10 protein-coding genes and 1 riboswitch are annotated in these 9,591 nt (G+C 73.8%); of the genes, 9 read left to right on the top strand and 1 reads right to left on the bottom strand.

Annotation, left to right across the window (positions count from 1 at the left end):
* A partial coding sequence (locus PAI11_RS09430) for a M17 family peptidase N-terminal domain-containing protein (protein ID WP_040599504.1) occupies positions 1 to 412 on the bottom strand: 412 nt, incomplete at its 3' end.
* Between the two features lie 83 nt (positions 413 to 495).
* Here PAI11_RS09430 and PAI11_RS09425 point away from each other — a divergent pair.
* From PAI11_RS09425 to PAI11_RS09385, 9 genes are all read left to right on the top strand, one after another.
* On the top strand, positions 496 to 1,668 hold the full coding sequence (locus PAI11_RS09425; protein WP_040599502.1) for a thiolase family protein: 1,173 nt from the start codon (positions 496 to 498) through the stop codon (positions 1,666 to 1,668).
* 154 nt (positions 1,669 to 1,822) lie between these two features.
* Entirely contained in the window at positions 1,823 to 3,073 is a 1,251-nt protein-coding gene (locus PAI11_RS09420) for an ATP-binding protein (RefSeq protein ID WP_007573576.1), read from the top strand.
* 7 nt (positions 3,074 to 3,080) lie between these two features.
* Positions 3,081 to 4,232, top strand: a complete 1,152-nt coding sequence (locus PAI11_RS24200; RefSeq protein WP_007573574.1) for a tetratricopeptide repeat protein — start codon at positions 3,081 to 3,083, stop codon at positions 4,230 to 4,232.
* A gap of 71 nt (positions 4,233 to 4,303) precedes the next feature.
* Positions 4,304 to 5,152, top strand: a complete 849-nt coding sequence (locus PAI11_RS09410; protein ID WP_138974203.1) for an HAD family hydrolase — start codon at positions 4,304 to 4,306, stop codon at positions 5,150 to 5,152.
* A gap of 20 nt (positions 5,153 to 5,172) precedes the next feature.
* Positions 5,173 to 5,889, top strand: a complete 717-nt coding sequence (locus tag PAI11_RS09405; protein WP_007573570.1) for a DUF6629 family protein — start codon at positions 5,173 to 5,175, stop codon at positions 5,887 to 5,889.
* Positions 5,884 to 6,043: riboswitch (cyclic di-AMP (ydaO/yuaA leader) on the top strand. (Overlaps the previous gene by 6 nt.)
* A gap of 7 nt (positions 6,044 to 6,050) precedes the next feature.
* Positions 6,051 to 6,719, top strand: coding sequence for a transglycosylase family protein (locus PAI11_RS27795; protein ID WP_007573568.1), 669 nt, complete (start codon positions 6,051 to 6,053; stop codon positions 6,717 to 6,719).
* 69 nt (positions 6,720 to 6,788) lie between these two features.
* On the top strand, positions 6,789 to 7,295 hold the full coding sequence (locus PAI11_RS09395) for a MarR family winged helix-turn-helix transcriptional regulator (RefSeq protein ID WP_007573566.1): 507 nt from the start codon (positions 6,789 to 6,791) through the stop codon (positions 7,293 to 7,295).
* A gap of 156 nt (positions 7,296 to 7,451) precedes the next feature.
* Positions 7,452 to 9,161, top strand: a complete 1,710-nt coding sequence (locus PAI11_RS09390) for an acyl-CoA mutase large subunit family protein (RefSeq protein ID WP_007573564.1) — start codon at positions 7,452 to 7,454, stop codon at positions 9,159 to 9,161.
* A 31-nt stretch (positions 9,162 to 9,192) separates the two neighbouring features.
* The coding region (locus tag PAI11_RS09385; RefSeq protein ID WP_050897180.1) for a cobalamin B12-binding domain-containing protein at positions 9,193 to 9,591 on the top strand (399 nt) is incomplete at its 3' end.

Below are 9,591 nucleotides of genomic sequence, written 5' to 3'. Positions count from 1 at the left end.
CGACCCGGGCCGGCCGGTGGGCGACGAGCACCGCGGCCTCGGCGACGGCGGCGGCCGCCTGCTCGTCGTCGAGCACGATCCGCACCGCGCGCGCCCGCAGATCGCTCGCGCGGCGCAGGGCGGCTCCGGTCGCCACCCGCCGGTCCTCGTCGTGCCGCGGCCCGTCCTCGCCGCCGCCGACCAGGATCCAGCGGACCCCGTCGGGGCCGTGGACGTGGGCGACGTGCCCCAGCCGCGCCTGCGCCTCGCCGCGCTCCAGCAGGCCCTCGATCAGCGGCAGCGGCGCGTCGGCCGGCGGACCCAGCGGCCCGGCGCCCGAGACGGTGACGACGACGGCGTCCGGGGCGGGGTCGTCGGCGCGCAGCGCACGGACGTCGGGGGAGGGGACGGGCTCGGCGGAAGCGCTGGACACCCCTCCACCCTACGGGTGAGTCGGGTCATCGTCCGAGGCTGCGTATGCTTCCCATCCTCCGTCGAGGAAGGGAAGTTCTGATCATGGCCAAGACCGTCATCCTGGGTTCCGCGCGCACGCCCGTCGGCAAGCTCGGCGGAGGTCTCTCCACCGTCAAGCCCGTCGAGCTCGGCGGGATCGCGATCAAGGGCGCGCTCGAGCGCGCCGGCGTCGATCCCGAGCAGATCGAGCACGTCGCGATGGGCCACGTGATCCAGGCCGGCCAGGGCCAGATCACCGCCCGCCAGGCGCAGATCGCCGCCGGGATCCCGAACCACGTCTCGTCCGAGACGATCAACAAGGTCTGCACGTCGAGCATCCGCTCGGCCGCGATCATCGACCTGCTGGTCCGCGCCGACGGCCTCGGCGTCGGCATCGCGGGCGGCATGGAGTCGATGTCGCTGGCGCCGTACCTGCTGACCAACGCCCGCTTCGGCTACCGGATGGGCGACGGCAAGACGCTGGACTCGATGGTCCTCGACGGCCTCACCAACTCGTTCACGCATCGCCAGATGTTCGACGAGACGACCGAGGTCGCCGACGCCCACGGCTGGTCGCGCGAGGAGCTCGACCGCTGGGCGCTGCGCTCGCACGAGAACGCGCTGGCCGCGATCGACGGCGGCCGTCTGGGCGAGGAGATCGTCCCGGTCACCATCAAGGGCCGCAAGGGCGACACCGTCGTCGACACCGACGAGGGCCCGCGCCGCGGCTCCTCGCTCGAGGCGCTGGCCAAGCTGCCGGGCCTGGTCAAGGGCGGCACCCACACGGCCGGCAACTCGCCGGGCGTCAACGACGGCGCCGGCGCGCTGGTGCTGGCCTCCGACGAGTGGGCCCAGGCCAACGGCAAGGAGGTCCTCGGCGAGATCGTGGCCTTCGGCCAGGCCGCCGGCGACTTCCCGAACCTGCTGACGACGCCCGGCAAGGCGTCGGCCAAGGCGCTCGACAAGGCCGGCCTGAAGGCCTCCGACATCGACGTCTGGGAGATCAACGAGGCGTTCGCCTCGGTCGCCCTCAACTCGATCAAGGACCTCGGCATCGACGAGGACCGGGTCAACGTCAACGGCGGCGCGATCGCCCTCGGTCACCCGCTCGGCGCCTCGGGCGCCCGCATCATCGGCTCGGCCCTGCTCGAGCTGCGCCGCCGCGGCGGCGGCTACGGCATCGCCACCGCGTGCTCCGGCACCGGTCAGGGCGACGCTGTGATCATCAAGGTCTGAGCCGCACGCACTGCTCGCTGTCACGTTCCGGTCGCCCCGCGACCGCGACGTGGCAGCGACCGCGACGGCCACCCGTCCACCGCGGGCCCGCGGTGGCCCGTCATCTCGTCCACCACCGGCGTCGCCCGCGCGCGCAGCGCGTACGCTCCCGGCCATGGGTGGTGGCGACCGTGGCCTGATCGACGCGCTGCGCGATGCGCTCGGCCGCGAGCCGGAGAACGCCGAGCTGCGCCGGCACCTGGCCGAGACCGAGCTGATCTCCGGTGACGCCCCGGCCGCGCTCGAGCACGCCCGTCACCTGCTCGGCGCCGACCCCGGCAACGTCGTGGTCCTCGACATCGCCGCCCGCGCCGCCCGCGCCGCCGGCGACGAGGAAGCCGCGGCGCGCTACGCCGCCGCGCTCGGCATGCAGCAGCCGCCGGCGACCCGCCCGGCCCCGGTCGAGCCGCCGCGTGCCCACCGGGTGCCGGTCGACGGCGGCGACGAGGACGAGGACGAGGACGAGGACGACGACGACGAGCCCTGGTTCGACGCCGAGCGGCCGACGGTGCGGCTGGACGACGTCGGCGGGATGGAGGCGGTCAAGCGGCGGCTGCAGCTGAGCTTCCTCGGCCCGCTCTCCAACCCGCGGCTGCGCGAGCAGTACGGGGCGCAGCTGCGCGGCGGGCTGCTGCTGTGGGGGCCTCCCGGCTGCGGCAAGACGCTGATCGCCCGCGCCCTGGCCGGCGAGCTGGGCGCCAGCTTCGTCTCGATCGGGATCAGCGACGTGCTCGAGATGTGGGTCGGCCGCTCGGAGCAGAACCTGCGCGCCGCCTTCGACCACGCGCGCCGGCTGTCGCCCTGCGTGATCTTCCTCGACGAGCTCGACGCGCTCGGGCAGAAGCGCAGCCAGCTGCGGCACTCGGGGGTCCGGACGACCGTCAACCAGCTGCTCGCCGAGCTCGACGGCGCCGACCGCGACAACGACGGCCTGTTCGTCCTCGGGGCGACCAACCACCCGTGGGACGTCGACACCGCCCTCCGGCGGCCCGGCCGCTTCGACCGCTCGGTGCTGGTGCTGCCGCCCGACGAGGCCGCGCGGGTCGCGATCCTGCGCGGCGCCCTCGCCGCCCGGCCGGTCGCCTCCGACGTCGACGTCGACGAGATCGCGCGCCGGACCGAGCTCTGCTCCGGGGCGGACCTGGTGCACCTGGTCGACGGCGCCACCGAGCGGGCGATGGAGCGAGCGGTCGACAGCGGGATCGTCGACCCGATCTCGCGCGGGGACCTGCGGGCGGCGGCCAAGGACACCCGCCCGAGCACCCGCCCGTGGTTCGAGGTCGCCAAGAGCTACGCGACCTTCGCCGGCGAGGGCGGCGAGTTCGACGACCTGCTCGAGTACGTCCGGCGGCACCGGCTGGGCTAGCCCGCTCGTGAGCGACCTCGACCTCGACCCGCTCCCGGTCGACGACGACCCGATCCTGCGCGCCCTCTCGCGGGCCGAGGCGCTGGCCGCGGTCGGCCGCCACGACGCGGCCGAGCAGGAGCTGCGCAAGGCGCTGGCGCTGGCCCCGGACGATCCCCAGCTGCAGGTCGAGCTGGCCCGCTCGCTGCTGGTGCAGGAGCGGCCGAAGGAGGCGCTGGCGCTGGCCGACCGCGCGATCGCCCGCGCGCCCGAGGACTGCCTGGCCCACGCGGTCCGGGCGCTGGCGCTGATCGACGACCTGCGGCAGCGGCGCGAGGCGGTCGACGCCGCACACCGCGCCGTCGCGCTGGCGCCGGAGGAGCCCTACCCGTACCTGGTCTACGCCCGGGTGCTGGGACGCGCGGGCTGGCACCGCGAGTCGCTCGAGGCGGCGCGCCGGGCGGTGACCCTCGACCCGCGGTGGGCGGCCGCCCACGACGCGGTCGGGCACGCCCTGCTCGGGCTCGACCGGCACGCCGAGGCGGAGGCGGCGTTCCGCGAGGCGCTGCGCCTGAACCCCCACGACAGCGGGACGATCAACGACCTCGGCGTCGCGCTCCAGGCCCAGGACCGGCGCGACGAGGCCCGCGAGCTGTTCGAGACCTCGGCCCGCGCCGACCCCGGCGATCGGATCGCCCGCCAGAACCTGGCCGCCGACGCCCGCAGCTTCGTCAACGGCCGCTGGGGCTGGGCGGGCGTGGTCTTCGCGTCGGTGATGGCGATCGGCTCGGCGGCGGACGGCGACGGCTCGGCGTCCGGCTTCGCCGCCGCCGGCTCCTGGGTCCTGGTCGCGCTCGCGGTGGCCGCCTTCCTGCTCGTCCGCGGGCGCCGGCGGCGGGCCGCGCTGAGCCCCGCCGCCCAGCGCCTGCTGGCCGACCAGCGCTGGTGGGAGCGCAGCCAGCTGCACCGCTGGCGGCCGTTCTGGTACCTGATTCCCGCGCCGATCTGGTTCGTGCTCCTGATCGCGCTCGCGATCGGCGGCGTGTCCTCGGCGGCCGACGAGGGCTGGGATCCGCTCTCGCTGGCGATCCTCGGCGTGATCGTCGTCGCCCTGCTGCTCACCGGTCGCCGGACCTGGACGGCCTACGTGCTGCCGCGGTGGCAGCGGCGGGGCCGCTGAGCCCGCGCGCCGGCCAGCACGTTCACCGCCGGTCGACCGCGCGCCGTCGACCCGTCGCTACCCTGGACCGCGTGAGCGACGTCGTCCCGCCCGAGCCGCCCGCCGACCCCGAGGCCACCGTCGTCCCGGCGCCCGCGCCGGGCCTCCGCGCCGCCGCCTTCTTCGACCTCGACAAGACCCTCGTCGCGGGCTCGTCCGCCTTCTACTGGGCTCGCGCCGCGGCCGCCCACGGGCTGATCTCGCGTCGGCGGCTGGCCGCCGACGGCTGGGAGAACCTGAAGTTCCGGATCCGCGGATCGACCGACCAGTCGACGCGCAAGGTCTGGGAGCGGGTCGGGGAGTTCCTCGCCGGACAGCGGGTGCGCGACTTCGAGCGGCTCTCGCCGCGGGTCCTCGCCGGCGTCCTGCCGCGGCTCTACCCCGAGATGCTGGCGATCGCCTGGGAGCACCAGGACGAGGGTCGGCCGATCTACGTCGTCACCGCCTCGAGCCAGGAGACGGCGGCGATGATCGCCGACGTCCTCTTCTTCGACGGCGCGCTCGGTGCCCCGCTGGAGGCGGTCGACGGCCGCTACACCGGCAGGCTCTCGGGGCCGATGACCTACCGCGAGGGCAAGGTCGAGGCGATGCGCGAGCTGGCGGAGCGCGACGGGATCGACCTGGCGGCCTCGTGGGCCTACTCCGACAGCGAGTCGGACCTGCCGATGCTGCGGGCGGTCGGCCATCCAGTCGCCGTCAACCCCGACCGCGACCTGGCGAGGGTCGCCAGGCAGGAGGGCTGGGAGGTGATCCGGCTCGAGCGGCTGGCCACGCACCTGAAGACCGCGGCCGCGCTCGTCGCCGTCGGGGCCCTCGGCGGACTCGGACGGGCCGCCACCGCCGGCCGGCCGAGCGGCGGCACCGGCCGCCGCCGCGGCTGACCGCCGACCGCTCCGACGCCGTGTGCCTGTCGCCCGAGGTCGATTTCGTCGCCGGCACGGCGATCGCCGGGGTCGGGATCGCGACCCTCGGCCTGGTGCGACGGCCACGCGACCTGGTGATCGCGGCGCTGCCGCTCGGGTTCGGCCTGCACCAGCTGGTCGAGGGCTTCGTCTGGCTGGGCCTGCGCGGCCAGGTGTCGCCCGCGCTCGGCGCCACCGCCCGCGACGCCTACGTGATCTACGGCCAGGCGGTGCTGCCGATCGTCGTCCCGCTCGGCTTCGCCCTGCTCGAGCCGCGGCCCGCGCGCCGCAGGCTGGTCTGGCCGTTTGCGCTGCTCGGGCTGCTGGTTGGGCTGTTCCTGCTCTGGCAGCTGACGCAGTGGCCGATCGTTGCCGAGGAGCGCGCGCACTGCGTGGCGTACACGACCCACACGCCCTACGCGATCCCGAGCGCGACCGCCTACGTGCTCGCGGTCTGCGGTCCGGCGCTGCTCTCCAGCCAGCGCCACCTGCGCTGGTTCGGGGTCGTCAACATCGGCGGGCTGCTGGTGGCGGCGACGATGCAGGAGGAGGAGTTCACCTCGGTCTGGTGCCTCTACGCGGCGCTGATGAGCGTGCTGATCCTGCTCCACTTCCGGCGCCAGGGCCGATCCGGCGACAGGGCGCCCGGCGGCGGCCCCGCGAGCGCTCGCGGCGCCCCGCGGTCGCCGGCTCCGGTACGATTCCGCGCTCCATAACCCATGCCGAGTTCCTGCCACGCGTTGGCAGGGAGCGGGGGACCCAGTGATCGCCGAGTGGCGATCGGGGGCGAATCGCCGGACGAGTCCGGCGTAGCGCACGTCTTACGCGCGAGCCCGACAGCTAACCCCGTAGGCGATGAGACGAAGGGACACACCCCGTGAGTCACGATCGCGATCTCGCGTCCACGCTGCCGTGGTCGCGGAGCCTGCGCGCCTCGCAGAAGCGCCGTACCAGCGCCGCCTCGAAGCGCCGATGGAGCACCCGCCGCCGCACCACCGTCGCCGCGATGGCGACCGCCGTGATCGGCTTCGGCGGCGTCGCCGCCGCCCAGACCACGACCTCGGGATCTGCGGCCAAGGTCCAGAGCGGCACGACGATCACCAGCGTCCAGCGCAAGCTCGGGATCAGCGCCGATGGCGTCGCCGGGCCCCAGACCCGCGCCGCGGTCAAGCGCTTCCAGCGCAAGGCCGGGATCGCGGTCGACGGCGTGATCGGGCCCCAGACGCTGGCCGCGCTCGGCCTGGCCGGTGGCTCGACGGCGACCGCCCGCAGCACGGCGAAGAGCGGCACCGCGAAGAGCAGCTCGGCCTCGGGCACGACCAACGCGACGCTGCGCAAGATCGCCCGGTGCGAGTCGGGCGGCGACCCGACCGCGATCTCGTCCGACGGCACCTACCGCGGCAAGTACCAGTTCGATCGTCAGACCTGGCGCGCCAACGGCGGCAGCGGCGACCCGGCCGCGGCCTCCGAGGCCGAGCAGGACCGGATCGCCGCCAAGCTGCTGGCCGCCCGCGGCACGCAGCCCTGGCCCGTGTGTGGCCGCTAGGCCGCGGGGACGGCCTACCCGCGAAGAGCGCGAGCGCTCCCATCAGCGGCGTGTGCGAGCCTTCGGGGCGTGTCCTCGTCGCTGCGCATCGACCCGATCGCCGAAGCGCGCCGCCATTGGACGGCGCGCTGGGGCGCGGAGCCGGCGCGCCCGATGGCGGCCGTCACCTCGATCATGCGCGTCCAGCAGATCCTGCTCGCGCGGCTGAACGAGCTGCTGCGCGAGGACGCGCTGACCTTCCCGCGCTACGAGGCGCTGATGCTGCTCTCGTTCACCCGCACCGGCGCGCTGCCGCTGGGCAAGATCGGCGAGCGGCTGCAGGTTCACCGCACGAGCGTCACCAACATCGTCGACAAGCTCGAGCAGGACGGCCTCGTCCGTCGCGTCCCGCACGAGTACGACCGCCGCGCGACGCTGGCCGAGATCACCGACAGCGGACGCGCGCTCGCCGCGCGCGCGACCGAGCGGCTGAACGCCGCCGGCTTCGCGCTCGATGCCCTCGAGGCCGCCGACCAGGACCGGCTGACCGAGCTGCTCGGCGCGATGCGCCGCGCCGAGGGGGACTTCGTCGGGTGAGCGCGGCCGCCGCGCGGGGCCGATCGCCCCGATCGGCGCGCGCGACGCGCCCTCGGGCTGGACGTCGGGCCGCGGGCCCCGTACGATCCAACCACCGAGATATGCGGACTTCCGACTATCTTGCTTCCACGGACACGACCGACTGAACCAGCGACGATGCCCACGCCCTCCGAGCAGACCGCTCCCGCCCTGCCCTCCACGCACGACGAGTGGCGGGCCGCCTATGGGCTCGCGCCCGAGCGCGACGCGGACTTCACGACGCTCGGCGGGATCCCGATCGAGCCGCTCTACACCGCCGCCGACCGCCCGACCGAGACGGCCGACGGCCAGCCGGACCCGTCGATCGGGCTGCCGGGCCAGTACCCGTTCACGCGCGGCGTCTATCCGTCGATGTACCGCGGCCGGCTGTGGACGATGCGTCAGTTCGCCGGCTTCGGCACCGCCGAGGAGACCAACGAGCGCTTCCGCTACCTGCTCGACCACGGCCAGACCGGCCTCTCGACGGCGTTCGACATGCCGTCGCTGATGGGCCACGACTCCGACCACCCGCTGTCGCTGGGCGAGGTCGGTCGCGAGGGCGTCGCGATCGACACCGTCGACGACATGCAGACCCTGTTCCAGGGGATCGACCTCGGCGCCGTCTCGGTCTCGATGACGATCAACGCGCCGGCGGCGATCATGCTCGCCTACTACGCCGTCGCGGCCGAGCGCCAGGGCGGCGGCGACGCCGAGAACCCGGGCGTCGCGCTGGACCGCCTCAACGGGACGATCCAGGCGGACATCCTCAAGGAGTACATCGCCCAGAAGGAGTGGTGCTTCCCGGTCGACCCGGCGATGCGCGTGCTCGGCGACATGATCGAGTGGTCCACGCACCACATGCCGCGCTGGAACTCGGTCTCGATCTCCGGGTACCACATCCGCGAGGCGGGGGCGACCGCCGCCCAGGAGCTGGCGTTCACGCTCAAGGACGGCCTGACCTACGTCGAGCAGGCGATCGAGCGCGGGCTCGACGTCGACGACTTCGCGCCGCGGCTGAGCTTCTTCTTCAACGCCCAGATCGACTTCTTCGAGGAGATCGCCAAGTACCGCGCCGCCCGCCGGATCTGGGCGCGCGAGCTGAAGGAGACCTACGGGGCCAAGAACCCGAAGTCGTGGCTGATGCGGACCCACACCCAGACCGCCGGCGTCTCGCTGACCGCCCAGCAGCCGTACAACAACATCTCGCGGACCGCGATCGAGGCCCTCGCCGGCGTGCTCGGCGGTACCCAGTCGCTGCACACCAACTCGCACGACGAGGCGCTCGCGCTGCCGACCGAGGAAGCGGTCCGGATCGCCCTCCGGACGCAGCAGATCATCGCCCACGAGACCGGCGTCGCGAACACGATCGACCCGCTCGGCGGCAGCTGGTTCGTCGAGTCGCTGACCGACGAGATGGAGCGGCAGGCCTACGAGTACTTCCGCAAGATCGACGAGCTCGGCGGGATGGTCGAGGCGGTCAAGCTCAGCTACCCGCAGCGCGAGATCGCCGAGGCGGCGTTCGAGCTGCAGACCGCGATCGAGGACGAGCGGCGGATCGTCGTCGGCGTCAACGCCTTCACCGAGGGCGACGATGGCGAGCACCCGATCCTGAAGGTCGACCCGGCGCTCGAGCGCAAGCAGCTCGGCAACCTCCAGAAGGTCCGTGCCGCCCGCGACAGCACGGCGGTCGAGGCCGCGCTGGTGGCGCTGAAGGAGACGGCGGCCAAGCCCGACGCCAACCTGATGCCGCCGCTGATGGACGCCGCCCGCGCCCACGTCAGCGAGGGCGAGATCATCCACGCGCTGCAGGACGTGTTCGGCAGCTACACCGAGACCCCGGTCTTCTGACCGCCCAGCGAGCGACAGGACGGACCCAGCGATGAGCGCCATCTCGGCAACCCCCGCCAGCAGCGACCCGGCGACCCCCCAGGGCAAGATCCGCGTGGTCGTGGCCAAGCCCGGTCTCGATGGTCACGATCGTGGGGCGAAGATCATCGCCCGTGCGTTGCGTGATGCGGGGATGGAGGTCATCTACACCGGTCTGCATCAGACGCCGGAGCAGATCGTGGAGACGGTGATCCAGGAGGATGCCGACGCGGTCGGGGTGTCGATCCTCTCGGGGGCCCACATGACGCTGGTGCCGCGGATCGTGGAGCTGCTCGAGGCGCAGGGCGTCGACGACGTGCTGGTGACGGTCGGCGGGACGATCCCGGTCGACGACATCGGTCCGTTGAAGGAGCGGGGGGTGGCCGAGGTCTTCACCCCGGGCACGCCGACC

It is taken from the genome of Patulibacter medicamentivorans, assembly GCF_000240225.1.
In the GTDB taxonomy this organism is placed as follows: Bacteria; Actinomycetota; Thermoleophilia; order Solirubrobacterales; family Solirubrobacteraceae; genus Patulibacter; species Patulibacter medicamentivorans.
The sequence above is the reverse complement of the archived record's forward strand: the minus strand, read 5'-3'. Positions and strand labels throughout refer to the sequence as shown.

Excerpts from the sequence above, each read along its gene's own strand:
- PAI11_RS09425 (WP_040599502.1), top strand. The coding sequence starts at position 496 with ATGGCCAAGACCGTCATCCTGGGTTCCGCGCGCACGCCCGTCGGCAAG.
- PAI11_RS09420 (WP_007573576.1), top strand. The coding sequence starts at position 1,823 with ATGGGTGGTGGCGACCGTGGCCTGATCGACGCGCTGCGCGATGCGCTC.
- PAI11_RS09390 (WP_007573564.1), top strand. The coding sequence starts at position 7,452 with ATGCCCACGCCCTCCGAGCAGACCGCTCCCGCCCTGCCCTCCACGCAC.